The sequence below is a fragment of the Aeromonas sp. s8 genome, from assembly GCF_040907785.1.
In the GTDB taxonomy this organism is placed as follows: domain Bacteria; phylum Pseudomonadota; class Gammaproteobacteria; order Enterobacterales; family Aeromonadaceae; genus Aeromonas; species Aeromonas veronii.
On sequence record NZ_JBFOCL010000057.1, the window covers coordinates 26,654 to 52,945 of the forward strand.

General features: G+C 58.5%; 22 protein-coding genes. 10 read left to right on the plus strand and 12 right to left on the minus strand.

The window, feature by feature from the left end; translation table 11 throughout:
• Window positions 1–125: 125 nt before the first annotated feature.
• Entirely contained in the window at window positions 126–1,169 is a 1,044-nt protein-coding gene (locus AB5Y86_RS19515; protein WP_021230406.1) for an ABC transporter permease, read from the minus strand.
• A 109-nt stretch (window positions 1,170–1,278) separates the two neighbouring features.
• Complete coding sequence (locus AB5Y86_RS19520) at window positions 1,279–2,304, minus strand: ABC transporter permease subunit (RefSeq protein WP_031227629.1); 1,026 nt, start codon at window positions 2,302–2,304, stop codon at window positions 1,279–1,281.
• A gap of 739 nt (window positions 2,305–3,043) precedes the next feature.
• Between AB5Y86_RS19520 and AB5Y86_RS19525 the strand changes: the two genes are divergently transcribed.
• From AB5Y86_RS19525 to AB5Y86_RS19560, 8 genes are all read left to right on the plus strand, one after another.
• Complete coding sequence (locus AB5Y86_RS19525) at window positions 3,044–5,569, plus strand: TonB-dependent receptor (protein WP_368193853.1); 2,526 nt, start codon at window positions 3,044–3,046, stop codon at window positions 5,567–5,569.
• Between the two features lie 108 nt (window positions 5,570–5,677).
• Entirely contained in the window at window positions 5,678–6,442 is a 765-nt protein-coding gene (locus AB5Y86_RS19530) for a DUF3450 domain-containing protein (RefSeq protein ID WP_368193854.1), read from the plus strand.
• Complete coding sequence (locus AB5Y86_RS19535) at window positions 6,439–7,812, plus strand: MotA/TolQ/ExbB proton channel family protein (protein ID WP_042054929.1); 1,374 nt, start codon at window positions 6,439–6,441, stop codon at window positions 7,810–7,812. Before AB5Y86_RS19530 ends, AB5Y86_RS19535 begins: the two co-directional genes overlap by 4 nt.
• A 10-nt stretch (window positions 7,813–7,822) precedes the next feature.
• Window positions 7,823–8,350 carry a MotA/TolQ/ExbB proton channel family protein gene (locus AB5Y86_RS19540; RefSeq protein WP_005338936.1) on the plus strand — a complete coding sequence of 176 codons (528 nt, stop codon included), beginning with the start codon at window positions 7,823–7,825 and terminating at the stop codon, window positions 8,348–8,350.
• 67 nt (window positions 8,351–8,417) lie between these two features.
• Complete coding sequence (locus AB5Y86_RS19545) at window positions 8,418–8,825, plus strand: biopolymer transporter ExbD (protein WP_005338933.1); 408 nt, start codon at window positions 8,418–8,420, stop codon at window positions 8,823–8,825.
• Window positions 8,826–8,841: 16 nt separating this feature from the next.
• Entirely contained in the window at window positions 8,842–9,477 is a 636-nt protein-coding gene (locus tag AB5Y86_RS19550) for an energy transducer TonB (protein WP_005343441.1), read from the plus strand.
• Between the two features lie 11 nt (window positions 9,478–9,488).
• Window positions 9,489–10,730 (plus strand): tetratricopeptide repeat protein, encoded by a 1,242-nt coding sequence (locus AB5Y86_RS19555; protein ID WP_368193855.1) that lies wholly within the window; start codon window positions 9,489–9,491, stop codon window positions 10,728–10,730.
• Window positions 10,731–11,241: 511 nt separating this feature from the next.
• The gene (locus AB5Y86_RS19560; protein WP_005338927.1) at window positions 11,242–12,162 is read left to right on the plus strand and encodes a L,D-transpeptidase family protein; all 921 of its coding nucleotides are present in this window, start codon (window positions 11,242–11,244) and stop codon (window positions 12,160–12,162) included.
• A 359-nt stretch (window positions 12,163–12,521) separates the two neighbouring features.
• Here the strand turns inward: AB5Y86_RS19560 and accC are convergent, their stop codons facing one another.
• The 4 genes from accC to acs form a co-directional block, all read right to left on the minus strand.
• A complete protein-coding gene (accC, locus tag AB5Y86_RS19565; protein WP_005338910.1) occupies window positions 12,522–13,862 on the minus strand; it encodes an acetyl-CoA carboxylase biotin carboxylase subunit in 1,341 nt (446 codons plus the stop codon).
• Between the two features lie 15 nt (window positions 13,863–13,877).
• Complete coding sequence (gene accB, locus AB5Y86_RS19570) at window positions 13,878–14,336, minus strand: acetyl-CoA carboxylase biotin carboxyl carrier protein (RefSeq protein WP_139443126.1); 459 nt, start codon at window positions 14,334–14,336, stop codon at window positions 13,878–13,880.
• A gap of 36 nt (window positions 14,337–14,372) precedes the next feature.
• Entirely contained in the window at window positions 14,373–14,822 is a 450-nt protein-coding gene (aroQ, locus tag AB5Y86_RS19575; RefSeq protein ID WP_042060050.1) for a type II 3-dehydroquinate dehydratase, read from the minus strand.
• 288 nt (window positions 14,823–15,110) lie between these two features.
• Window positions 15,111–17,057: an acetate--CoA ligase gene (gene acs, locus AB5Y86_RS19580; RefSeq protein ID WP_368193856.1), complete on the minus strand. Its 1,947-nt coding sequence runs from the start codon at window positions 17,055–17,057 to the stop codon at window positions 15,111–15,113.
• A 167-nt stretch (window positions 17,058–17,224) separates the two neighbouring features.
• Here acs and AB5Y86_RS19585 point away from each other — a divergent pair, with 167 nt between their 5' ends.
• Window positions 17,225–17,506, plus strand: coding sequence for a hypothetical protein (locus AB5Y86_RS19585; protein WP_225315392.1), 282 nt, complete (start codon window positions 17,225–17,227; stop codon window positions 17,504–17,506).
• Window positions 17,507–17,563: 57 nt separating this feature from the next.
• Here AB5Y86_RS19585 and AB5Y86_RS19590 read toward each other — a convergent pair whose 3' ends face one another.
• From AB5Y86_RS19590 to torC, 5 genes are all read right to left on the minus strand, one after another.
• On the minus strand, window positions 17,564–19,972 hold the full coding sequence (locus AB5Y86_RS19590; RefSeq protein WP_228023491.1) for an EAL domain-containing protein: 2,409 nt from the start codon (window positions 19,970–19,972) through the stop codon (window positions 17,564–17,566).
• 188 nt (window positions 19,973–20,160) lie between these two features.
• The gene (locus AB5Y86_RS19595; protein WP_368193857.1) at window positions 20,161–20,529 is read right to left on the minus strand and encodes a hypothetical protein; all 369 of its coding nucleotides are present in this window, start codon (window positions 20,527–20,529) and stop codon (window positions 20,161–20,163) included.
• A 7-nt stretch (window positions 20,530–20,536) separates the two neighbouring features.
• Window positions 20,537–21,205: a molecular chaperone TorD gene (gene torD / locus AB5Y86_RS19600; RefSeq protein WP_368193858.1), complete on the minus strand. Its 669-nt coding sequence runs from the start codon at window positions 21,203–21,205 to the stop codon at window positions 20,537–20,539.
• 99 nt (window positions 21,206–21,304) lie between these two features.
• Entirely contained in the window at window positions 21,305–23,797 is a 2,493-nt protein-coding gene (gene torA / locus AB5Y86_RS19605; RefSeq protein ID WP_368193859.1) for a trimethylamine-N-oxide reductase TorA, read from the minus strand.
• A 27-nt stretch (window positions 23,798–23,824) separates the two neighbouring features.
• Window positions 23,825–24,991, minus strand: a complete 1,167-nt coding sequence (gene torC / locus AB5Y86_RS19610) for a pentaheme c-type cytochrome TorC (RefSeq protein ID WP_368193860.1) — start codon at window positions 24,989–24,991, stop codon at window positions 23,825–23,827.
• A 145-nt stretch (window positions 24,992–25,136) separates the two neighbouring features.
• Here torC and torR point away from each other — a divergent pair, with 145 nt between their 5' ends.
• Window positions 25,137–25,850, plus strand: a complete 714-nt coding sequence (gene torR, locus AB5Y86_RS19615) for a two-component system response regulator TorR (RefSeq protein ID WP_042080622.1) — start codon at window positions 25,137–25,139, stop codon at window positions 25,848–25,850.
• Between the two features lie 35 nt (window positions 25,851–25,885).
• Here the strand turns inward: torR and AB5Y86_RS19620 are convergent, their stop codons facing one another.
• Window positions 25,886–26,290, minus strand: coding sequence for a GFA family protein (locus AB5Y86_RS19620; RefSeq protein WP_005338893.1), 405 nt, complete (start codon window positions 26,288–26,290; stop codon window positions 25,886–25,888).
• Window positions 26,291–26,292: the final 2 nt, after the last annotated feature.

Here is a 26,292-nt window from a genome sequence, read left to right on the forward strand (position 1 = left end):
GCACTGGGGGTCTTGATTGATAACGGGATTATCCCTTGCTCCCGGGACCGCCGATGGCGGCGGCCCGTCCTTCATTAATCACTGTTCGTTATCCGGCGCCTGCCGATGCGCTGGCATCGGCTGGCTTATTGGTAACGGGTAAATTTACGCGGATCGAACGCCTCGCGGATCGCCTCGCCGATAAAGGAGACCATGATCAGCACCAGACTCACTGCTGCCACCACCGAGCTGACGATCCAGATGGCATCCAGATTGTTGATGCCCTGGGAGAGCAACTCCCCCCAGCTCGGGGTCGGCGGTGCCAGCCCGAAGCCCAGATAGTCGAGTGCCGTCAGGGTGGAGATATTGCCCACCACGGCGAACGGCGCCAGGGTGACGATCATCATCAGGGTGTTGGGCAGGATGTGGTTGAAGATGATCCGCCCGGTGGTGGCCCCTTGCGCTCGCGCTGCCATCACATAGTCCCGCGCCCGCTCCTTGTAGGTGAGGGTACGCATATACCAGGTGATCCCCATCCAGCCGAACAGCACGTTGATGGCAACAAACAGGCCGAAGTTGGGCTTGGCCAGCGACACCAGGATCATGATGACGTAGAGAAATGGCACCTGGGACCAGATCTCGATAAAGCGTTGCAGGATGAGGTCAAAGCGGCCGCCGAGAAAGCCCATCAGACAGCCGATGGTGACTCCGATGGCGTAACTGGCCGCCAGCGCGATAAAGGCAAAGCCGATGGCGATGCGAAAGCCGTAAACCAGTCGCGCCAGCACGTCGCGGCCGCTGGTGTCGGTGCCGAGGAAGTGGCGCTCGGCCACGCTGGGGGCGTAAGGCGGGTAGGCATCCTCTTTGAAATCCTGCTCGTAGGGGTTCCAGGGCACTGGCGGCAGCAGCACCCAGTCGCCCTGGCCCTCTGCGGCAAATTTTGCCTTGAGCTGGCGGTAGTTGGTTTCGTACTCGTAATCGAGCCCAAACTGCTGACCGGGGATCACATCGCCATAGGTGGGGAAGTGCAGCTGGCCCTGATAGCTCACCATCAGTGCCCGGCTGTTGACCAGCAGCTCCGCCAGCAGGGAGAGCAGCACCAGGGTGGTGAAGATGATGAAGGAGTAGTAACCGCGCTTGATCGACTTGAAGCGCTTGAGTTTTTTCAAGGTAACCGGATTGAGCTTCATGGTCAGTCTCCAAACCGCACGCGGGGGTCAACAGAGGGTGCAACACAAATATCGGAGACGATATAGCGTGATATCAGCATCGGCATGGCAATAGAGGTCTGGTTCATGGTCAATCTCCAAACCGCACGCGCGGATCAACCAGGGCCACGCAGATATCGGAGACGATATTGCCAATCAGCATCAGCATGGAGGTGATGGCCAGAATGCCCATGACGGTGGGGTAATCCCGCTCGACGATAGCCTCGTAACCGAGCAGGCCGATGCCGTCGATGTTGAAGATAGTCTCGATGAGGAAGGAGCCGCCAAAGAAAACGGTGAGCACAGACCCCAGGTGACTGGCGATGGGGATCAGGCTGTTGCGCATGGCGTGGTCGGTGACCGCCTTGCGAAACGGCAGTCCCTTGGCCACGGCGGTACGCACATAATCGGCCGACAGGTTCTCCATCAGGCTGTTTTTCATAGTCATGGTGAGGATGGCGAAATCGCCGATGGCGTAGGCGATAAGCGGCAGCAGGGCGTGGGCAAAGACAGTGCGGATCTGATCCCAGCTGCTCTCCATGTACTCAAAGTCGTCTCCCGGAAAACCGCCCATCGGCAGCCACTCCAGATGGAAGGCGAAGACGGTGATGAGGAAGATCCCCACCACGTAGGCGGGCAGGGCATAGGCCATGTAGATAAGCATGGAGCTTAACGAGTCGAAGCGGCTGTTGTGCCTGAGCGCCTTCGCCACCCCGAGCGGAATGGAGACCGCATAGCTCAGCAGAAAGGTCGCCAGTCCGAAGAAGGCGGTAACGGGGAGCCGCTCCTTGATGAGATCCCACACCGGCTCGTAGTAGCGGGTCGATTCGCCCAGGTCCAGCACCGCCAGCTTCTGCAGCCACTCCCAGTAGGCGACCAGCATGGGCTTGTCGAGCCCATAGAAGGCCTTGAGCTCCTCGATCTGTTCATCGGAGAGGGCCTGCGCCCCCTTGCTGCCGCTGGAGCGGCCAGATTCATTCTGGGAAACCTGGGCTTGCAGCAGCATGCGTTCGACCGGTCCGCCCGGCACGAAACGGGTGATGGTGAAGACGAGCAGGGTGATACCGAGAAACGTCGGGATGATCAAAAGCATCCGGCGTAGGAAATACGACAGCATGATGGAACCTCGTCCTTGTTGTTCTTTTTTGCGGCCAGTCAAATCCGGTGACGGGCCTGTCCTTCCTGGCATTACGCGCTGGATTGGTTGCCAAACAGCAGACAATCCGCTTGGCCACTGTAAAAGCTCTGCAACAAAAATCAAGTACAAGGAAATGGAAAACTGGGACAAATGACCCGCTGAGACCAAAAGCACCGAAAAATGACGTTTTTTATCTGAAAAGTGAAAATCAAAACAAAACGCTACTGCTCAACATTATTTTAAAAAATATAAACAGCTGTTTGTTTGAGTTTTGAGTGCCTTTAACTTGTTGATTTGTAATGTTTTTGTTTGTGGCGTGAAATTGAAGGAAAACGATGTCATCTCGACAATTTTATCTGTTATCCCCATGAGAACGGTCAGGTGCAACCCTCATGAAGTTAGTGTTTTATTCTTATTAATGCCAATAAATCAAAATAAGATATAAACGGACAGCACGTTAACTAATAAGTTCATCAAATTTTAATTCAGCGCCATTTATGCCATTTAACAATGTTTTTACATTGCGCAGGTTGTTTTTGGCAGAATTATTCACTAATTATGCCGGTCAAAATTAATACACTCCGCTTATTCTACGCCTGACCTCGCCATACCCCTGCTCCATTGACGTCGCTAGTCAAAGATTGATAAGCCTTACACATCGCTCCAAAGAGGGCGGTATCAGGAAGCAAACAATAAACAACCAGGAAGGATATAAGCGATGCTTAGGAAGAGCAGAATCTCTGCTGCGATTGCGTTCGCCTTGGCGAGCCTTGCGGCGTCCCCATCCGTATCTGCCGAAGAAGGGCAGAACGTCGAAAAACTGCAGAAAATCAAAGTCACTGGCTCTCGTATCTCCCGTGTTGATGTTGAGGGGGCGACTCCGGTTGTCTCTGTCAGCAAGGCCCAAATTGAACAGTCTGGTCAGCAGACTGTGGCGGATTATCTGAAACAGGCCTCCTACAACTCCTTTGGTGGTTTCTCCCCATCCTCCGGTAGTTCTGCTCAGTCACAAGCCACTGTAGGGCTGCGTGGCTTGGGCTCAGAACGGACCCTGGTGCTTCTCAATGGCAAACGTGTTGCTGGATCCCCCTCCATGGGGGGCACTTCCATCAACCTCAATACCATCCCCATGGCTGCTGTTGAGCGGGTGGAAGTGAACCTGGATGGCGGCTCCGCACTCTATGGTTCTGATGCTATCGGCGGTGTTATCAACGTGATCCTCAAGGAGGGTTTCGAAGGGTTGACATTCCAAGGGCGCCTTGGCTCACCAACCGAAGAGGGCGGTGATGAGAAGAGTGGATCTGTGGTTGCGGGCGTCAATGGGGAGAAAGGGTCCCTGATGATGGTTTACGAGCACGATGAGAAGGACGTGATCTACTATCGTGACCGTGACTATCTGGCTTTACAAGGTGCAATGTCCCCCAGCGTGGCTGGCCGTAATATCATGGATTTAGATACAGGCGATCTGAAGCAGCTTGCAGGTATCAACTGTGCCAATGTCGGGACCGGCTTTGTTGAACAGGATGGTTTGTGCAACTTTGATTTCGCCAAGGTTGCTGCTAAAACAGCCTCTCGTTCTCGCGATACTGTCTATGTGAATGGTCGCTATCACATCAATGACAGCGTGGATTTTGTTCCTCAGTTTATCGGCTCTCGGGTGACCAGTTTTGGCCGCTTTGCCCCTGCCGCGGGCTCGTTTGTGACTGATGATCCAGCGTTGTTGGCTGCGAACGGAATCACTGGCGGTCAGGCTGCAATTTTCTATCGATTCAACAATATTGGCCCCCGTGATAACGATGTGACTGACTTTACCGGCAGCATGAACCTGGGCTTTGACGGTGTACTACCTACCGAAGCCGTTGGGGATGTTGAATGGAACGCCGGTTACATGTACTCCAAGACTGACAATACCAGTGATGGTAGCGGTTATATCCTCAAAAGTGCTGCCCGTAATGCAATCAAAGATGGCAAGTTCACCAATGGTGAGTTTGATAAGTCAGTAAATGATCTGCTGTCTTATGACACCTCGCGTACTTCCAAGATGGACTTTTTCCAGTGGTATGGCGGTTTGGGTTGGGAAATGGGCGAACTGCCTGCCGGTCCAATCGGTTGGTACTGGGGCTCCGAGTATAACGACTGGACTTACTCCGATACCTATGACAGTCAGTCTGAAGCAGGCAACGTCATAGGTTCATCCGGCAACTCCGGTGGTGGTGTGCGCGATGTGTTTGCCACCTACATCGAGAGTCTGATCCCCATCACAGAGCAGGTCGAGTTGAACCTTGCGGGTCGTTATGACAAGTACAGCGACTTTGGCAGCGCCTTCTCACCCAAAGCGAGCTTGCGTTACCAGCCGCTAGACAACCTGATGTTCCGGACCTCCTGGTCACAATCGTTCCGGGCGCCGGGGCTGGATGATCTCTATGCCGCAGACTCATTCTCTGCTGACTATGCCAAGGACTATGTACGCTGCAATGCTACCGGCACAGCTAACTGTCCTGAGAAACAGTATGACGTTACCCGTCAGTCCAATAAAAATCTGAAGGAGGAGACGGCTGATACCTTCACTATCGGGGCTGCTTACAACCCGCTGGACAACTTGAATCTGTCACTCGATTACTACTACATCAAGATTGATGATGTGATCCAGCTAGCCACAGCACAAACCCAGATTTATCAGGAGCTGAACAGTGGCAGCAACCCGAACGTAATTCGTCTCCCCAACGGCACCATCAAGGAGATCAAGGCTGGCATGGTCAACTTGGGGCAACTCAAGACCAGTGGTGTAGATTTTAAAGCCGATTACAAGTACGACTTCAACACCTTCACCCTGCGTTATGACTTCGGTGGTACTTACATCCTGCAGTACGAAGAGGGTCTGTTTGCCGGTGGTCCGATGATCGACAAGAAGGGTTGGAATGGTAAACCCGACTTGCGCCTCAACTCCGGGATCGGTGCCAACTTCCCGCAGCTGTGGAATCTGGATACCTACCTGAGCGCCAACTATATCGATTCCCAGAGTCAGGATTACGTGAATGGTCAGGAAGAGGGTCATATCGCTTCCAACACCGTCTGGAACCTGAACGTGGCGGTCGATACCAGCTGGAATGGCAAGATCCAGACCGGTGTGAAGAACATGTTCAACCGCGGGCCTTCCCTGTCCAATGATGGCTTCACTTACGATGAAGACCTCTACAGCATCGACGGTCGCATCTACTACATCGATTACACCCAGAAATTCTAATCAACCCTGTTGATATACAACCTCAGCCGGCCCGGTCGGGTCGGCTGTGCCCAACGTCCAAGGAAGTTACGGAGATAGGGTAATCCTATGAAGACAAGGACCATTACAATGAAGAAAGCGCTCCTTGGCAGCCTGGTTTCGGCCGCCTTGTTGACCAGCTTCAATCTGAGTGCCGCCACTGCCGGTCAGGCCGTGGACGCTCAAGCCACCACCGACAACGCATCCAAAGTTTCCCAGCAGAAGATCGACAGCTATGCCGAATCTGCCGAATCCGCACTGGCCCAGTACAAGGCCGCCCTGCGTCAGGTCGACAGTCTGCGTACCTACAACGAGCAGGTGAGCAAGATGGTCGAGTCCCAGAGCGCCGAGCTGGCATCGATGCAAAAGCAGATCGCCCAGATCGACCAGACCAGCACCGAAGTGGTGCCCTTGATGCTCAAGATGATCGACTCCCTCGAGCAGTTTGTGTCACTGGATCTGCCGTTCCAGAAGGTCGAGCGGGAGGACCGCGTGGCGGCTCTGACCGACCTGATGAACCGGGCCGATGTCACCATCTCCGAGAAGTACCGCAAGATCCTGGAGGCATACCAGATCGAGGAGGGCTTCAGTCGCACCATCGAGGCCTACAAGGCGAGCCTGGACAAGGATGGCAGCGAGAAGACCTACGAGTTCCTGCGCGTTGGTCGCATCGCGCTGCTTTACCAGTCCCCGGATGGTCAGGAGACCGGCATGTGGAACAAGCAGACCCGCCAGTGGGAAGAATTGCCTCAGGAGTATCGCAGTGCGGTTGAACAGGGCCTTCGCATCGCCAAGAAGCAGGCGCCTCCCGCGCTGATCAAGCTGCCGGTTCAAACTGCGGAGAAAGCATCATGAAAGGAATCAAACTTGCTATTGCCTCCCTGATTGCGGGAGCAACCCTGGTCACCCTGCCGGTGACCGCCGCCGAAAAACCGGTGGATCTCAATGCGCTGCTGAACCAGGTCAAGGCCTCCAGCCTGAGCGAATCCCAACTCAACAAGGAGCGGGAAGCCCGCTTCCTGGCTGACAAGAACGAGCAGGGGGCGCTGCTGGCCAAGGCCAAGGCCGAGCTGGCAGCCGAAACCGCCAAGGGCGAGCAGCTCAAGGCGACCTTCGATGCCAACGACAAGCAGCTGACCGAGCTGACCGAAACCCTGCGCCAGCGTTCCGGCAACATGGGCGAGATGTTTGGTGTACTGCGTCAGTTCGCCGGTGAGTTCAAGGGGATCTTCAACGCCTCCGCTCGTCGGGTCGAGCATCCGGAGCAATCCGCCCTGTTGACCCGTCTGGCCGAGAGTAAAGAGCTCCCCTCCAGCGACGATCTGGAAGCGTTCTGGACCACCACCCTCAGCCGCATGGTGGACGGTGGCAAGGTGAGCCAGATCCCGGCGACCGTGGTTTACGGCGAGGGCAACCAGGCCGAGAAGACCGTCACCCAGATCGGCGAGTTCAACACTGTCTCCGAAGGCAAGTACCTCACCTTCGTGCCGGAGACCGGCAAGTTCGAGCAGCTCTCCCGTCAACCGGAGAAGAGCGTGCTGGCTCCCATCGCCGAGTTTGAACAGGGCGGTGACGGGGTCAAGCCCATCTTTATCGACCCGTCTCGCGGCGTGATCCTCTCCCTGCTGGTGCAGTCACCGACCCTCAAGGAGCGTATCGATCAGGGTGGTTCCGTGGGTTATGTGATCCTGGCATTGGGGGTCATCGGTACCCTGCTGGCCATCTTCTGCGGTATCCGCCTCTCGCTGATCGGCTCGTCCATGCGCAAGCAGCTGAAATCCGATCAGATCATCAAGGGTAACCCCATTGGTGACATGCTGGGGGCCTACCAGAACCATCGCGGTGACAACATCGAGGATCTGGAGTCCAAGCTCGACGAGATCATCCTGCGCAACGTGCCCAAGTTCGAGAAGGGCATCAGCATCATCAAGCTGATCGCCTCCGTCGCGCCGCTGCTGGGGCTGCTCGGCACCGTAGTGGGGATGATCGCCACCTTCCAGGCCATCACATTGTTCGGCACTGGCGATCCCAAGCTGATGGCGGGCGGTATCTCCGAGGCGCTGGTGACCACCATGCAGGGTCTGGTCGTCGCGGTGCCCATGCTGTTCCTCTACACCATTGTGCAGACCCAGAGCCGTCGTCTGATCCAGGTGCTGGAAGAGCAGAGCGCCGGTTTTGTCGCCCGTTACCAGGAACGTCTGCACGCCTCCAAAGCCGCAGCGTAAGGAGTCACCCATGTGGTTCTGGTTGATTGAAGAAGTCGAGTCGGTCCGCCGGTTTTTGGGATTGGGGGGCGATGTACTGGTCGCCCTGTTCTTCCTGACCCTGATGATGTGGGCCCTGTTGCTGGAGCGCTGGTTCTACTTCATGGCGGTCTACCCCAAGCAGGTGAAGCAGACCAAGGCGACCTGGCTGGCCCGCACCGATCATCTCTCCTGGTCTGCCAAGCAGATCCGGCGCGAGCTGGTCTCACGGGTCGCCATGGCGGTGGACAAGGGGATGCCGGTCATCAAGGTGCTGATCGCTCTCTGCCCGTTGATGGGGCTGCTCGGCACCGTGGTGGGGATGGTGCAGGTGTTTGACACCCTGGCCATCACCGGCACCGGTTCGCCGCGGGCGATGGCATCGGGGATCTCCAAGGCAACGGTACCGACCATGGCGGGCATGATCGCCGCCCTTTCCGGCCTGTTTTTTGTCAACCAGCTCGATCACAAGGCCAAACTGGCGGTGCAAAAGCTGGAAGACAACCTGAAACACGGTTGATGCAGGATGCATACCCCCGGCGAGGCATGGCCTGCCGGGGGCACAGAACAAGCAAGGAGTTTCTGCTATGAGAAAACGTTACAGCGACAGCGGTGCTGACGAGGCGGCTATCGATTTGACCCCCATGCTGGACATAGTGTTCATCATGCTGATCTTCTTCATCGTCACCACCTCCTTCGTTAAGGAGTCCGGTGTCGAGATCAACCGTCCCAGTGCCAGCACGGCCGAGACGGTGAAGAAGGGCAATATCATGGTCGCGGTGCGCGAAAACGGTCAGGTCTGGGTCGACAAGCGGGTGGTCGAGGTGGGGGCGGTGCGCGCCAACATCGAGCGGCTGCGGGCCGAAAACCCGGAGAGCGCCGTGGTGATCCAGGCCGATAACGAATCCCGTTCCGGTCTGGTGGTGCAGGTCATGGATCAGATCCGCATGGCCGGTGTCCAGAACATCTCCATCGCGGCAGACAAGAGCAGCTGATGCCGGAGAGAGACCTATGAGATACCTGATATCGTTGGCGGTCTCCTGTGTGGTGGTGTTCTTTCTGTTTCTGGGAATGAACAAGCTGATCACACCGGATCACCGGGAGCTGGTGGAGAAGGATGACGTCACCATGACCGATTTCATCCGCCTCAAGCCCCAGGAGACCCTGCAAGAGAAACAGCGGGAGCTGCCCAAACCGCCGCCGCCCAAGCGTCCGCCGCCGCCTCCCGAGATGGAAGTGGCCAGCACGGATCGGCCGAAGATGGAGAGCGCACCGATGGACATGCCCAAGCTCGACATCCCGGTCAATATCGGTGGTGGCAACGCGCTGGGTGCCTACAGCACCGGCGGCGGTGGTGGCGGCGTCGGTGGCAACAACGGCGCTATTCCGCTGGCAACCTTCGAGCCCATGATGCCCCGCAAGGCGGCACTGGCGGGGCTGGCCTCCGGCAAGGTGCTGGTGGAGTTCACCGTCACCGAGCGCGGTACCGTCAGCAACGTGCGGATCGTCAAGGAAGAGCCGCGCAGCTATGACCTCGGCAAAGAGGCGCGCAAAACCATCGCCAAGTGGACGTTCAAACCGGCCATGGTGGATGGCAAGCCGCAGGCGAGCCGTATGCAGCAAGAGATCGAGTTCGCGGTCAACTAAGGAAGGTGGCGATGAACAAGTTACACAAGATGATCCTCGCCCCGGTCGCCATGGCGGTGCTGCTCAGCACCGCCAGTTGGGCAGCCGAGCAGCCGGCCCTGTCGGATCGGGCCTATCGGGCGGTCAACAAGGCGCAGGAGCTGATCACCGAGAAGAAATACGGTGAGGCCAATGCCAAGCTGCAAGATGCGCTTTCAGGCGCGGGCGAGCGGGTCTACGACAAGGGGGTCATATTGCAGACGCTCGGTTTTGTGGCCGCCCAGCAGGAGAAATACGGTCAGGCAACCAAGTACTTTGCCGATGCCATCGCGACAGGCGGCTTGCCGCCACCGGTGGCCCAGCAGGTGCGCTACAACCTGGCCCAGCTCTATATGGCTGAGGGCAATTACCAGGAGTCGATCAAGACCATGAAGGAGTGGTTTGCCAACCAGGGCAAGGATGACAAGCCCAACTCCCATGCCTATATCACGCTGGCCAACGCCCACGTGCAGCTCAAGCAGTACCGTGACGCGATTCCGGCGGTGGATCAGGCGATCAAGCTGTCGGCAGGTAAAGCGCCGGAGTCCTGGTATCTGCTGAAGATGGGGGCTCACTACGAGCTGAAACAGTACAAACCGGCGACCGAGGTGCTGACCTCTCTGGTCAACATGTTCCCGGAGAAGAAGAAGTACTGGACCCAGCTGTCGGCCATGCATATGCAGGCAGGCAACGATGCCAAGGCGCTGGCGGCGCTGGAGTCGGCCTACAACCTCGGCATGTTGACCGAGGCCGCCGAGCTGCAGCGCCTCGCCAACTACCTCGCCTTCACCGGCATTCCCCATCGCGCCGCACGGGTGATGGAGAAGGGGATGAAGGATGGGGTGATTGAGCAGAGCGCCAGCAACTACAAGACCCTGGCCAACTACTGGCATCAGGCCAAGGAACTGGATCCGGCCATCGACACCCTGGCCAAGTCCTACCAGCTGGCCCCGAGCGCCGAATTGCAGCTGAAAATGGCGCGCATGATGATCCAGAGCAAGCGCTATCAGGATCTGGTGGCGCTGGCCGCCAAACCGGCAGCCAATGCCAATGGTGAACAGCGGGCGGATCTCAAGTTCCTGACCGGTGTCGCCTATTTTGAGCAACAAAAGCCGAAGGAGGCCCTCAACGCCTTCACCCAGGCGGCTCAGAATGGCAACGTCAGCGGTCGGGCATCCCCCTGGATCAGCTTCCTCAAAGAGCAGAGCGGTGCAGGGGAGGCAGCCGTCCAGTAATTCCAATGACAACTACCTGTAGTCCCTTTTATGGTTGCCTGGTGGCTCCATTAACCGCTCTTCGGAGCGGTTTTTTTATGGTGGCTGCCAGCACCGGCGGGTGGCCGATGCACGATTTTATCCCTCTTCATGCCAATACAGAGCCTCCGTCGACATTGGTCTATCTCCCCGGATGTGACAAACGTTTTAACCACTGCTGCAACCGTGAAGCAAGGTGGCGCTGCGCTGTGGTTGACTGGGGCTGGAGTGGCTCGCTGCCAGGCGGGCCGTGCCATTCATCTTTCTCTTTGCTGCGACTTGCCAGTGTGGCTTTTGCCCTGTTGATAAGCGTCACACCGAAAACGGCTACTTTTAACAAGAAAAGCAACATATGGAAGTTGAAATTTTGGCCGACTCAGGAAAGAATGCGCGCTCGGTTATTGGCGTCGTGGGGCAGGTTGACCCGCCACCGGCAGACCGAGGATGAGACGGCCCCCGGCCCATTTGGTACAGGAAACCACACAGGAATTTTATGAATCCCCTTCGCACTGCCGCTTCGGCCCTTTTATGCACTTTTGCGCTGGTCAGCCAGCAGGCTGCCGCCGTCGAGTACCGTCTGCCTGCGGCCAACAGCCGCCTGATCGGTGAAAACCAGGAATACGTGGTGCCTGCGGACAACCGTCCGCTGGAGCAGATCGCTGCTGACTTCCAGCTGGGTCTGACCAACATCATGGAAGCCAACCCGGGCGTTGACCCCTATCTGCCGAAAGCGGGTAGCACCCTGATCATTCCCCACCAGCTGATCCTGCCCAACGCGCCCCGCGAAGGGATCGTCATCAACGTTGCCGAGATGCGTCTCTACTACTACCCGAAAGGGAAGAACGTGGTGGAAGTGCTGCCCATCGGCATCGGTCAGCTGGGGGTAAACACCCCGGAGAACTGGATCACCAAGGTAGAGCGCAAGCGCGCCAACCCGACCTGGACCCCGACCGAGAACATCCGTCGTCGCTATGCCGCCCAGGGCAAGACTCTGCCGGCAGTCTGGCCAGCTGGTCCGGATAACCCCATGGGTCTGCACGCCCTCTACATCGGCAACCTCTATGCCATCCACGGCACCAACGCCACCTTCGGTATCGGTCTGCGGGTGAGCAGCGGTTGCGTCCGTCTGCGCGCTGACGACATCAAGTATCTGTTCGACAACGTGCCGGTCGGCACCCGCGTCCAGTTCGTCAACCAGCCGGTCAAGACCACGGTCGAGCCGGATGGCGGTCGCTACATGGAAGTACACGAGCCGCTGTCGCGCACCGAGGAGGAGTTCAACTCCACCGCCTCCGTGCCGCTCCCGATGACACCGGCTATCACCCGCTTCATCGCTCACGCCGAGTCTGACTCCAACGTGGTCAAGCAGGTGCTGGAACAGCGTACCGGTATGCCGACCCGCCTCAATCCCTGATTGAGCAAGTTGGCGGTGCCGCGCGCACTGGCTGAATAAAGAAAACGGCGACCAGATGGTCGCCGTTTTTTATGGATAAAAACCAATTTTGTTGTGCCGGGTTTTTTGGGGGGGCATACAAACAACACTGGATATCTAACTAGCTGTTCCGAATAGTAGATCACTGGAAGAAGGGTAAAGATGTGATTTAAGTAGGAACTGTCCTTATCCATTACACAAAGAGCGAATCTCAGTTGTTGAGATAAAAAAATACCCGATGCTGCGCATCGGGTATTTTTGTGGCTGTCCACGTCATCCTTCCGGCTGAGCAGCTACTCGATAGCGCCATACCAAAAGCAGATGTTCTACCAGCAAAATTCTTACAGACCCAGCTTCTTGTGCAGATAGTGGATGTTAGTGCCACCGTGCTGGAAGTTTTCGTCTTTCATGATCTCTTTTTGCAACGGTACGTTGGTCTTGATCCCTTCCACCACCAGCTCGTCCAGCGCATGACGCATGCGGGCGATGGCAATGTCACGATTCTCGCCGTAGCAGATCAGCTTGCCGATCATCGAATCGTAGTGGGGCGGTACCTTGTAACCGGCATAAATGTGGGAGTCCCAACGCACGCCCAGACCACCCGGCGCGTGGAAGCGCTGCACCAGACCCGGAGAGGGCATGAAGGTGGCCGGATCTTCGGCGTTGATCCGGCACTCGATGGCATGGCCACGGATGCGGATATCCTGCTGGGTGATCGACAGAGGCTGGCCGGCGGCGATGCGCAGCTGCTCCTTGATCAGATCGATACCGGTGACCATCTCGGTGACCGGGTGCTCAACCTGGATACGGGTGTTCATTTCGATGAAATAGAACTCGCCGTTCTCGTACAGGAACTCGAAAGTACCCGCACCGCGGTAGCCGATCTCGATACAGGCGCGCACACAGCGCTCGCCGATGAACTTGCGCATTTCGGCGGTGATGCCGGGCGCCGGCGCCTCTTCCACCACTTTCTGGTGGCGACGCTGCATGGAACAGTCACGCTCGCCCAGATAGAGGGCGTTGCCCTGGCCGTCTGCCAACACCTGAATTTCGATGTGGCGCGGGTTTTCCAGGTACTTCTCCATGTAGACCATGTCGTTCTTGAAGAACTGGCCAGCTTCGGACTTGGTCAGGGCGATGGCGCCCGCCAGTTCCGCTTCATTGCGCACCACACGCATACCGCGACCACCACCGCCACCGGCGGCCTTGATGATCACCGGATAGCCGATGCGCTTGGCAATGGCGGCGTTGTGCTTGGCGTCGTTGTCGACGGGGCCGTCAGAGCCCGGTACACACGGTACGCCCGCTTTCTTCATCGCTTCGATGGCGGAGACCTTGTCACCCATCAGGCGAATGGTCTCGGCGCGCGGGCCGATGAAGATGAAGCCGGATTTTTCGACCACTTCGGCGAAATCGGCGTTCTCGGAGAGGAAGCCGTAACCCGGGTGGATGGCCACTGCACCGGTTACCTCGGCGGCGGCGATGATGGCCGGGACGTTGAGGTAGGATTCAGTACTGGCCGGTCTGCCGATACAGATGGATTCGTCGGCCAGCAGCACATGTTTGAGCTCCCGGTCGGCGGTGGAGTGAACGGCCACTGTCTTGATCCCGAGCTCTTTACAGGCGCGCAGGATCCGCAGGGCAATTTCACCGCGGTTGGCGATGACTACTTTGTCCAACATGGGTGGCGATTTCCCTTATTCGATGATGAACAGCGGCTCGTCAAATTCGACGGCCTGACCATTTTCAACCAGGATCGCTTTGATCACACCGGCCTTGTCAGACTCGATTTGGTTCATCATTTTCATGGCTTCGACGATGCACAGGGTGTCGCCGACATTGACTTGCTGACCCACTTCCGCGAACGGCTTGGCATCCGGGCTGGAGGAGCGGTAGAAGGAGCCAACCATCGGGGAGCGCATCAGGTGACCGCTCGGTGCTGCATCGGCGGCCGGTGCGGCGGTAACCGGTGCGGCAGCGGCAGGTGCGGCAACCGGAGCGGCTTGCTGCATCATCATCTGCGGCATGGCGGTGGTCACCTGACCGGAGAAGTTGCGGCTGATGCGAACGGACTCTTCACCTTCGGAGATCTCCAGTTCGGCGATGCCGGACTCTTCAACCAGTTCAATCAGCTTCTTGATTTTGCGGATATCCATTAGCATTCTCTTTCTTCTTTATCTGATCAGTGATTATCAAGCCGCGCGCAGATGGTGCACGGCCGCGGTTAAAGCGAATTGGTAGCCATCGGCCCCCAGACCACAAATGACCCCTTTGGCGACATCAGACAGATAGGAGTGATGACGGAACGGCTCCCTGGCATGGACGTTTGACAGGTGAACCTCGATAAAAGGGATGGCAACTCCCAGCAGCGCATCGCGAATGGCGACACTGGTGTGGGTGAAGGCGGCCGGATTGATGATGATAAAATCCACCTGGCCCATGGCCTGATGGATGCGGCTGACCAACTCATGTTCGGCGTTGGATTGCAGATGTTCCAGAGTGACACCGAGTTCGCTGGCGTTAAGCTTCAGATCGGCGACGATCTCATCAAGCGTCTTGCTGCCGTAGATACCCGGTTCCCGTTTGCCCAGCAGATTCAGGTTTGGTCCGTTGAGCAGGAGAATGCGGTGATTTTGCGACATATTGAGTACATCCTCGATGATAATGCTGCTATCTATCAGCTATCTTGTGGACTACCAGAAATCTAGCCATTTTCTGCGCAAATCGGTGTGCCCTGGCACACAGATTTCGCAATTATATTGATTTCGTGAAAATTAGCAGCATTTTACTGGTCTAATCTCTACATCTGGCTATTTATTGCACGTTTCGACCTGAGATACTTCGTCGCTGCCACCTTGCTGTTTGCTGGCAGATGAGAAACGACAAAGCCGGCACAGGGCCGGCTTTGTCGAGCAACAAACGAAGCGGGATCAGGCTGCTTCCGACTTCTCGCGAATGAGTTTGTCTACCACCCCCGGATCCGCCAGGGTGGAGATATCCCCCAGGCTGTCGGTCTCGCCGGTGGCGATCTTGCGCAAGATGCGGCGCATGATTTTGCCGGAACGGGTCTTCGGCAGCCCCTCTGCCCAGTGGATCACGTCCGGCGTGGCGATGGCTCCAATCTCCTTGCGCACCCACTCCTTCACCTCTTTGTGCAGCTCGCGGCTCGGCTCTTCCCCGGCGATCAGGGTGACGTAGGCATAGATACCCTGACCCTTGATCTCGTGAGGAACCCCCACCACCGCGGCTTCGGCGATCTTGGGATGAGCCACCAGCGCCGATTCAATTTCGGCGGTACCCATGCGGTGGCCGGAGACGTTCAGTACATCATCCACTCGTCCGGTGATCCAGTAGTAGCCATCGGCATCGCGACGGGCACCGTCGCCAGTGAAGTAGCGGCCCGGGAAGGTAGAGAAGTAGGTCTGCTCAAAGCGCTCGTGATCGCCGAATACGGTGCGCATCTGACCTGGCCAGGAGTCGGTGATCACCAGATTGCCCTCGGTGGCCCCCTCCAGCGGCTCGCCCATGTTGTCGACCAGCGCCGGTTGCACCCCGAAGAAGGGACGAGTCGCCGAGCCCGGTTTCAGGTCGGTGACGCCGGGCAGCGGCGTAATCAGGATGCCGCCGGTTTCGGTTTGCCACCAGGTATCGACAATGGGGCAGCGCTCGTCACCAATGGTGCGGTAGTACCACTCCCAGGCTTCCGGGTTGATGGGTTCACCCACCGACCCCATGATGCGCAGGCTCTGGCGTGACGTGCCGGTGACCGCGTCGTTGCCTTTGGCCATCAGGGCGCGGATGGCGGTTGGGGCGGTATAGAGGATGGTGACCTGGTGCTTGTCCACCACCTGACTCATGCGGTTGGTGGCCGGGTAGTTGGGCACCCCTTCGAACATGATGGTGGTGGCACCGTTAGCGAGCGGCCCGTAGACCAGATAGGAGTGGCCGGTCACCCAGCCCACATCGGCGGTACACCAGTAGATATCCTCTTCGTGGTAGTCGAACACATATTTGAAGGTGAGGGTGGCATAAACCAGATAACCGCCGGTGGTGTGCAGCACCCCCTTGGGTTTGCCGGTGGAGCCGGAGGTATAGAGGATAAAGAGCGGATCTTCGGCGTTCATCGCCTCGGGCGGGCAGTCGCTGCTGACGGTGGCGGTCGCTTCGTGCCACCAGATGTCGCGGTGGTTGTGCCAGGCGACATTGCCGCCGGTGCGCTTGAGCACGATCACCTTGTTGACCTGGGTTTCCGGGTTGGTGAGCGCTTCATCCACATTCTTCTTGAGCGGTACCGGACGGCCACCACGCAGCCCCTCGTCGGCGGTGATCACGATGCGCGAGCCCGAGTCGATGATGCGGCCGGCCAGCGCTTCCGGCGAGAAGCCGCCGAAGACAATGCTGTGTACCGCGCCGATGCGGGTACAGGCCAGCATGGCGATGGCAGCTTCGGGCACCATGGGCATATAGAGGCAGACCACGTCGCCGCGGTGAACCCCTTGGGCTTTCAAGACGTTGGCAAACTTGCATACTTCGCTGTGCAATTCGCGGTAGGTGAGTTTGCGATCTTCGGCGGGGTTGTCCCCTTCCCAGATGATGGCGACCTTGTCACCCCGTTCGGCGAGATGGCGATCGAGACAGTTGGCCGAGACGTTGAGCTGGCCATCTTCAAACCATTTGATGGAAACATGGCCCGGATCGTAGGAGGTGTTCTTGACCTTGCTATAGGGTTTCATCCAGTCGAGAATTTTTCCCTGCTCTCCCCAGAAGGTATCGGGATCCTCGACGGAGGCCTGATACATGGCGGCGTAGTCGCCCTTGTCTAGCAGTGCATTGCTGCTGATGTGGGGTTTGACCGGGTAGACCTTGCTCTCGCTCATCACTCACTCCTTTGAATAGATCTTTTAATGGTTTCTTAACAACTTATACCTTTGGTTGCGGGGGGCAATTAGACTTTTGGATAGGCGGCAACAGTTGGTTACAGGACAAAGAGTGACAATTAATTGGTGATTGAGTAAAAGGGGGCCGTGTCGATTAATTGGAGGTCATGATGTTTTCTCTGTTGCTCTGTGCATCCCTCTGGCAGTTTGATGCGCCAGTGCCCGCTGGCGAACCTCCGAAAGAGTTTGCGATCACCCATCAGGAGGCCTCACCCGCGCTGCGGGATCGGGTGGCCGATCAGCTTGGTCATGCATGGCAGGCCAAAGAGCCTGGTACCAGACTTACCTTCAGCGAGCCAGCCCCCCGTTATGCTGGCGAATCACCGCTGACGCGCATGCTCAATGATCGTGATGATGGTTGGGAATCCCGCTTGCAGATCGAGTGGTAATCCGGTCGGCAGCCAGGAGGCGGATGCCTCCCGGCTGGTGATGATGATTGCCTGCCGCTATGAGACGTAGCGTTGATGCAGGCGATCTCCCATATGTTCGACATGCAGTGGTTTGCTGAACAGATAGCCCTGTCCTTCGCCGCAGTTGAGTGATTGCAAGAAGGCGTGTTGTGCCTTGGTTTCAATCCCTTCGGCGGTGACCTCCATATCCAGACTGTCGGCCAGATTGATGATGGTGCGGCAGAGCTCCCGACTGTTCTTGTCTTCCGGTAATGCTTGCACAAACGCCCGGTCGATCTTGATGCGATCGATCGGCAGGGTCTTGAGCAGACTCAGCGACGAGAAGCCGGTGCCAAAGTCATCGATGGCAATCTGCACGCCGAGATTTTTCAGGCGGGTAAAGAGATCCAGACTCTGTTCGACCCGCTGGATGATGCTCTCCGTCACCTCTATCTCCAGCCGTTCTGGCGGAAATCCGGTCTCGGCCAGAATGGCGGCGACCCGCTCAACGTAGCCGGGGGATCGCATCTCCCGCACCGACACATTAACCGACAAGCGGGGCACCGGCAGTCCGGCAGCCAGCCAGTTTTGTCCCTGCTCGCAGGCGTTGCGCATCACCCACTCTCCAATCTTCTCGATCAGGCCGCACTCCTCTGCCACCGGAATAAAACGGGTCGGCGCTATCATCCCCTCATTCGGATGCTGCCAGCGCAGCAGGGCTTCCAGTCCGCTCAGGTGGCCGTTGGCCAGATTGGTCATGGGTTGATAGAAGATGCAGAGCTGTTCGAGCTCCAGGGCCTTGAGCAGACCCTGCTCAATCTGCATCCGCTCGCGGGCTCGAGCCGCCATGCAGGGGGTATAGAACTGGAATCCGTTGCGCCCCTGACTTTTCGCCTCGTACATGGCGCTGTCGGCGGCGCTGACCAGGGTTTCCGGGCTGTCTGCATGATCCGGATAGATGGCGATACCGATACTTGCCGAGATTGCCACCAGCTCATGGGCCAGCTCAACCGGTTCACGCAACACGGTCAGCAGGGTATTGGCCAGGGTTGCCAGCTCGTCAGGCTCCTCCAGATAGGGGATCAGCACCAGAAACTCGTCTCCCCCGAGGCGGGTCGCCAGATCGTTGTGCTGCAGGCAGCCGCGGATCCGCTCTGCCAGCCGCTTGAGTAGCTCATCGCCAACTCCGTGGCCCAGGCTGTCGTTGATCAGCTTGAAGCCATCCAGATCGATAAAGAGCAGCCCCAACCGTTTGCGATTGAGCTGCGCGGTTTTCAGCTCAAGGGCCAGCCGCTCCTGCAACAGATGGCGATTGCCCAGCTCGGTCAGGGGATCGTGATAGGCAAGGTGGTTCAGCTCGGCTTCCACCTTGCGAATGGCGCTGATGTCGGAAAGGGCGATCACATAGTGAGTGGTGTTGTTGAAGTTGTCATAGACAGCGCTGATCTGCTGCCAGGAGGAGAAGTAGCTGCCATCCTTGCGCAGACAAACCATCTCGCCATGCCAGGCGTTGTTGCCGGGACGCAGGTGATACCAGGGATAGTCGAGGTCGGTGTAGCGCCTGGGATGCATGATGATATCCGGGGTGCGGCCTATCACCTCCTCGGCATTGTATTGGGTCAGCATGGTGAAGGCCGGGTTGACCGACAGAATATGGTGCTCGCTGTCGAGGATGATGATCCCCTCGGCCGTGGTATCGAATACCACGTTGGCCTGATGGAGCCGCTCCTCCTGACGGCGACGGGCGGTGGCATTGTGAATGACTCCCATGACCCGATGACCGACCGACTCGGTGGCGGGGACATGGTCGGCATGAATATCGACCCAGTGCCGCTCGTTGAGTGCGGTGAGGTAGCTCAGGGTGAGATGGATGGGGTCATGACTTTGCAAGGCGGCCTTGAGCTGGCTGCCGGATTCCGGTTCAAAACAGTCGACGAACGCTTGCAGCCCGCCGTGGAATTGGTTGGCTTCGATACCCAGCAGCGGCTCAATCTGGCCGTCGAACAGTAATCTGTCCTCCGCCACGTGCCACTCCCACACCCCGATTTGGGCCGCTCGCATTGCCAGTTGCAGCCGTTGTTCGGTTTCGTATTGCTCGGTGATGTCCCGTACGATGGCGAGGATGCCGTTCAGCTCCCCCTTCTCATCACGCATCGGGCTGTAGGTGGCCTGAAAGCGGCGTGAGCTGCTGTCGTACGCCGCGGTTTGGCCCGTGATGGCGATATCCACGTAGGGCATGCCGCTGCGCATGATCTGCTGAAACATGGGCTCCAGGGTCGGGGCCAGTTTGGGAACCACCTCTCTGAGGTGCTTGCCCTGATGCTCCTCGATGCTTTTGCCATTGATGTCGGCCAGCACCTGATTGACTTTACGGTAGCGAAATTCGCAGTCAAAGACGCCGATGCCCAGAGGGGCATTATCCATCAGCTGTTCCAGGACGGTGTGATCTGACAGCTGGGTCAACATTGCCTCGGTGTCGGCGTTGAAAAGCTTCCCATCCATGATGACCTCGGCATTGATTGTTTTATCACTTGCATCAGTTGTCAGTATGGCACGAACTGTTTGGCCGGGAGTCAAGCGGAGTTATCTGGTTGTTTTGACGGCAAGAATAGGCAGAAAAACCTGATAAAAAGGATGGAAAAAGGGGCGAGTGGTTATCCCTTCTGGCGACCAAACGCCTGAATACCGCGCACAAATACCAGCCAGCCGAGCAGATGGAACGGGAGGGCAAGCAGATAGAGCAGCAGGAAGTGCGACTCGCAGCCGCTGCTGTTGATGAAGTCGATCCAGGCGGCCAGCAGCGCCAGCATGCCGGCAATCTGGAAGCGGCGGCGCAACACCACCTCGACGCCGAGATTGGCAAGGTAGAGGGTGAGCAGGATGCCGGCAAATCCGGTGAGCTGGGCGGTGCCGTAGAGCTCGCGATCCGGGTTGAACAGCAGCGCAATCAGGGGAGTAATGCCCTGATCCAGCGGGATCAGGGCCAGCAGCCAGCATACAATCAGAAGCAGGGCTGTCTTCATCGCGGCCTCAGTCGGCAGACGGTGCCGGTTTGACCAGAGAGAGGTAGTTGGCATCCATCTTGAGGAATACCCCCAGCAGACGGGCACTGGCACCGTAGAAGCCAAACCGGTCGGCGGCGCGACAGGCCGTCTCGAACTTGTCGAACCAGCCCAGCAGGTGGCCGTGCAGCAGCGCTTCCTGCTCGTCGAGCCAGCGTTCCCGCTCGGCTGCGCTCTTGGCTTCCGCCGCACGGATGATGAGATTGCCCATCAGATCCAGCTCGATGGCTAGATGATCCGCAGGCTCTTTGTATTTATCGCTGACATTGATACCAAGGCGATCGAGGCGGGCCTGCATCTCGGCCATCGGGGCCTGCATCAGTAGCTTGGCATCGCCGCGGTAGAGCGATTCGTAGGGCAGGGCGCCCTGTTTGGGATCCACCAGAAACAGGCCGGCGAAGTCGGCGGCCAGTTCCAGCTGGCGATCCGGGCGCACCAGCAGGCGGGCGATGGCGTCGTTGAGTTCGGCCACGGCTTCGCGCATCGGATCCAGGGTGGAGAGGCTTTTCAGGAAGCTTCGCACATCATAGGTGTCATATTCGGTGATCTGCTCATCACTGAGTTCGGCGGCGAACAGGGTGGAGAACCACCAGTAGAGTTCGGCCCGGCGTTCGCTGGTAGCCATAAATTCCTGCATTTTTCCTCCGTGGATGGCAATCGGGAGCCTTGATGGCTCCCGATTCTAACGACTTTAAAAATAAAGGAAACTCAAGGGGGCGCTTTCGTCCCCCAGGGGTCAGAGTGCCGGGAACATGGGGTCGATGCCCTTGGCCGATTCCGGCGCGCCGAAGGCAGTGACGGCGGGTGCCTGCCCGCGGAACTTCTCGATCTCCACCAGCGCGGTATGGGCCGTGGTAGCCTGCGCCAGGCTGGAGGAGCCGATGTCGGCGGTCAGCACGTTGGGATCGCCGTAGGTACAGAGAGTCCCTACCTTGCCACCCTCTTGCGGGCCATACCAGGCTCCTTCCTGAATGCGCACCACGCCGGGGGCGTAGTCATCGCTCACCACCAGACCGGCCAATACCTGACCGCGGCCGTTGAACACCCGCACAAGATCGCCGTCCTTGAGGCCGCGGGATTTGGCATCCTGCGGATTCATGTAGACAGGCTCGCGACCCTGCACTGTATAGGTGGCGCGATAGTTGTCGGAGGAGCAGAGCTGGCTGTGCAGCCGCTTGTCCGGGTGGCAGGATTGCAAGTGCAGCGGGTACTGTTTGCTGCCCGGCCCGCCGTGAGAGCGCTCGTAGGGCTCGATCCAGACCGGGTGGCCCGGGCAATCCCCATAGCCGTAGTCGGCGATGGTCTTGGAGTAGATCTCGATAAGACCGGACGGGGTACCGAGCGGTTCCAGATCCGGCTCCTGACGGAACGACTCGTGGCGCACCCAGGGTTGGCCCGCCGGGAAGGTGACGAAGCCTTCCCCGTGCCAGAACTGGCTGAAACGGGGCAGTCGAATGCCGATGCCGCGACCCTGCAGGCGGGCGTCGTCATAGATGCTCTGGATCCACTCCAGCTTGCTCTTGCCGCCGGTGAACTCGGCCTCGCGACCGAAGCGACGGCAAAGATCGGCGAAGATGTCGTAGTCATCGCGCGCCTCGAACAGCGGCTCCACCACCTTGTACATTGCCAGAATGCCCGCGTTGGAGTGGGAGCCCCACTGCTCTATGTCGTCCCGCTCATAAGTGGTGGTGGCGGGTAGCACGATATCGGCGAAACGGCAGCTGGCCGTCCACTGGTGATCGATGCTGACCACGGTTTCCAGCTTGCGCCAGGCCGCGACCATCTTGTTGCGATCCTGCTGGTGGTGGAACGGGTTGTTGCCGCAGAACACTGCCATCTTCATGTGGGGGTAGGTGATGGTCTGGCCGTTGAAGGCGATCTGCTTGCCCGGATTGAGGATGCAGTCGACGAAACGGGCCACCGGAATGTACTTGGAGTAGCCCTTCCAGTCGCCGTCATGGAGCGGCTTGACCCCGGGAATGACCGAGCTGAAACCGGACATGATGGGGCCGCTGGAGGTGATGGTGCCCGCTCCGTTGTAGTGCCAGCCAAAGCCGTAACCGCCCCCCGGCAGGCCGATCTGGCCAATCATCGAGGCCAGTACCACCAGCATCCAGGCGTACTGCTCGCCGTGGTGCATGCGCTGCACGCACCAGCCGCCGATAAGCTGGGTACGGCCGCTGCTCATGGCGCGGGCCAGCTCGCGGATGGTCTCGGCAGGGACGCCACAGATGGCGGCGGCCCACTCGGCGTCCTTCACCTGACCATCGCTGGTGCCCAGCAGGTAGGGCAGGAACTTGTCAAAGCCGGTGGTGTAGTTCTTCAGGAACGCCTCGTCGTGACGCTTCTCGCTGTAGAGGGTGTGGGCGATGCCCAGCATCAGCGGTACGTCGGTCTGCGGATTCAGGGTCACCTGATCGCAATTGAGGTACTTCTGGGTCTTGGATTTGACCGGGTCGACACTGATCACCCGGATCTCGCCCTTGGCTACCTTCTCTTTCAGCTGTGCCCAGTAGTCGTAGACGCTGTGATCCGGTACCAGCCAGCCCACCTGCAGGTTCTTGATGGGATCGGAGCCCCAGATGACGATAGTCTTGCTGTGTTCCAGCACCAGCGGCCAGGAGGTTTGCTGCTCATACACCTCCATGGCGCCCGCCACGTGTGGCAGGATCACTTGGGCGGCACCGGTGGAGTAGTCACCGGCCTTGGCCAGATAGGTGCCGTGCAGGTTCATGGCGCGTCCCAGCATGGCACCAGCGGAGTGCAGTTTGCCCACCGACTGCCAGCCGGAGTGGCCGGCATAGAGGGCGCTCGGGCCATAGGTTTTCTGCACCCGCTCCAGCTCGTGATAGAAAAAATCGAGCGCCTGAGACCAGGTGACCCGCACGAAGCGGTTCTGGCCGCGTTCGCTGGTGTCGGACTGGTGCCCCTTGCGCAGCCAGTCCAGCCGCACCATGGGATAGCGGATGCGGGAGGGGTTGTAGACCACCTCACTCAAGGCCTTGAGCATGTCGGTGGGGTGCTTGTCATGCTCGAACGGCAGGGTCTCGACCCAGCGGCCATCGACCACCCGGGCACGGAAGGCGCCCCAGTGGGAGCCGGACTGCACCAGTTTTTCACTGGACTCGGCGGCCATCACGGCGCGACCGAGCAGGGAGGGGCCGATCAGGGCAGAGGCACCGCTGGCCAGCAAGCCACCCAGAAAACCACGACGGGAAATATTGATCATCTTGTTATTCCTCTTTCGAATCCGGACTTAGTGGCTGCCCTGACCACCGGTATCGGCGGCATGGTTTTGCAGGTATTTGAGCAGGGTGCGCTCCTCTTCCTTGCTCAGGCGATAGTAGGCAGACATCGCCTTGAGTCCCGAAATCCAGCCGTTGGCAGTGAAGTGAGCGGGATCCGGCGCGCCGTGGCAGGAGTTGCAGGTGGATTTGTACATCTCGCCGGCGTAATCCCAGATTGGCTTGAGCGAGGACTCAAAGCCCTTGCCATCGACCCAGGCCTGCACCTGAACCTTCTCCCACTTGATATGAGTGGCGCTGTCGGTCTCCTGCTTGAGCACTTTCTCGTTCGCTTTCAGTTCGTCACGGATGGTGGCGACGAAGACCCGCTTGCCCATGTATTCGCTCAGCACCCGGCCCTTGCCATCGCTCTCGCGCCACCCTTCGATGGTCACCTTGAGGCGATCGCCGCTGCGGTCCACCACGTCGATGCGGGAGGCGGGCAGCAGTTTGCCGACCGGGTCGCTGCTCTGTTCGCTGGCATAGAGATCTTTTTCACCCAGGTTGTAGAGGGTCTCGGCGGCTGGCGCCTCTTGCGCGTCGTTGACCAGAGTGGCGTAAGTGGCCCGGAAGCCCCCCGCCATGTTGGGCAGTTCGTGGGCGATGCCCTTGTGGCACTCGATGCAGTTCATGTTCTTCGCCGCCGCATCTTTCATCGCCAGCGCTGCCGCCGGGGACTGCTTGGCGTGATCCATGTTGTCGTAGCTGTGGCAGGACTTGCAGGTCTTGGAGTTCTGGCTGCTCATCCGTGCCCACACCTTCTCGGCCAGATGCAGGCGTCGGTCCTCGAACTTCTCCTGGGTGTCGATGCTGTGGCCTATGTACTCCTGATAGAGGTCGTTGGCCGCCTCCATCTTGCGGGCCACCTTGCCGACGAAATCCTTCGGCTGATGACAGTCGGTACAGACCGCCTGTACCCCTGAGGCATTCTTGAAGTGGATGGACTCCTTGTACTCCGGATAGACGGTGTCTTTCATGGAGTGGCAGGAGATACAGAATTCGAGGCTGCTTGTTTTCTCAAAGCCATAGTGCAGACCGACGGTGCCCGCGAGGGTAACGCCGACGCCCACCAGAAGCAGCGCCAGTACCGACCAGCGACGGCTGGGGGTGCGCAGGAAGTGCCACAGTTTTTTCATCATGCTCTCTCACATCACTTTTTTGATGGGAGCCATGATAGGGAGGTGTTGTGAACAGGGCTGCCGCCACAAATTAATGAAATGGGGGTATTTATGACAAAATGTGAATAGAATAATCCTCCCTTGTCGACCATCGTGAACCCTGCCCATGAGCTACCACATTCTGGTTGTTGAAGATGATGCGGTTACCCGCGAGAAGCTGACCGGCTATTTCGAGCGGGAGGGCTATCGGGTGACGGCGGTCGAAAATGGCCAGGAGATGCGCGCCGTGCTGGCGGAGCAGACGGTCGATCTGGTGATGCTGGATATCAATCTGCCGGGAGAAGATGGTCTGCTGCTGACCCGTGAATTGCGGGCGCGCAGCACGGTGGGGATCATTCTGGTCACCGGCCGCAGTGATGCGGTGGACCGGATTGTCGGCCTCGAGATGGGGGCCGACGACTATGTCACCAAGCCGTTCGAGCTCAGGGAACTGCTGGTGCGGGTCAAAAATCTGCTGTGGCGGATCTCGCTGGCGGCCGCCGCGCCGAGCGAGCCTGCGGTGGCTGACGATGCGGTGCGCTTCGGCCCCTGGCGTTTTGACATTCCCCGCCGCCAGCTCAGCAAGGACGGGGTGCCGGTGCGTCTGACCAAGGCCGAATATGAAGTGCTGGTGGCCTTTGTCGCCCATGCCGGGCGGGTGCTCAGTCGGGAGCGGATCCTGACCCTTATCAGCCATCGCGGCGATGGCCCGAGCGATCGCACCATAGACGTGTTGATCCGGCGGCTGCGCGGCAAGATGGAAGCGGATCCGCGGGATCCCCAGCTGTTTGTCACCGTCCATGGTGAAGGCTATCTGTTTGCCGGCGAGATAGCCTCCTGACCCCGTTGCGGTGGCCTTGACCTGTTTGAGAGGTATCAGACCGGCGGGCGGGTATCAAATTGCGGGCAGTCGTCGCCAATCTGGTGCCAGGGCGCCTTGGAGCCGACAAAGATGTGAAACGCGGGTCGCTGGCTCGGCACGTCGTCCAGTACCCCCAACCGCAGATTGATCTTGCCGCTGCTGCTCTTCTGGCTGAACAGGCTGGAGCCGCAGTGACGGCAGAAGGCCAGGGTGGTCTCTGCCGATTTCCGGTAGCGGCCGATGGCCTCTTCCCCCTTCACTATGGTGACCTTGTTGCCATCAAGTCCGCCGACCGAGGCATAATCTCCCCCTGAAAACTTGCGGCATTCGCTGCAGTGGCAGTTCCCCATATAGTCGAACTGATCCGGCAGGGTCAGGGCGACGGCGCCGCACAGGCAGCTGGCATGTAACTCTTTCATCT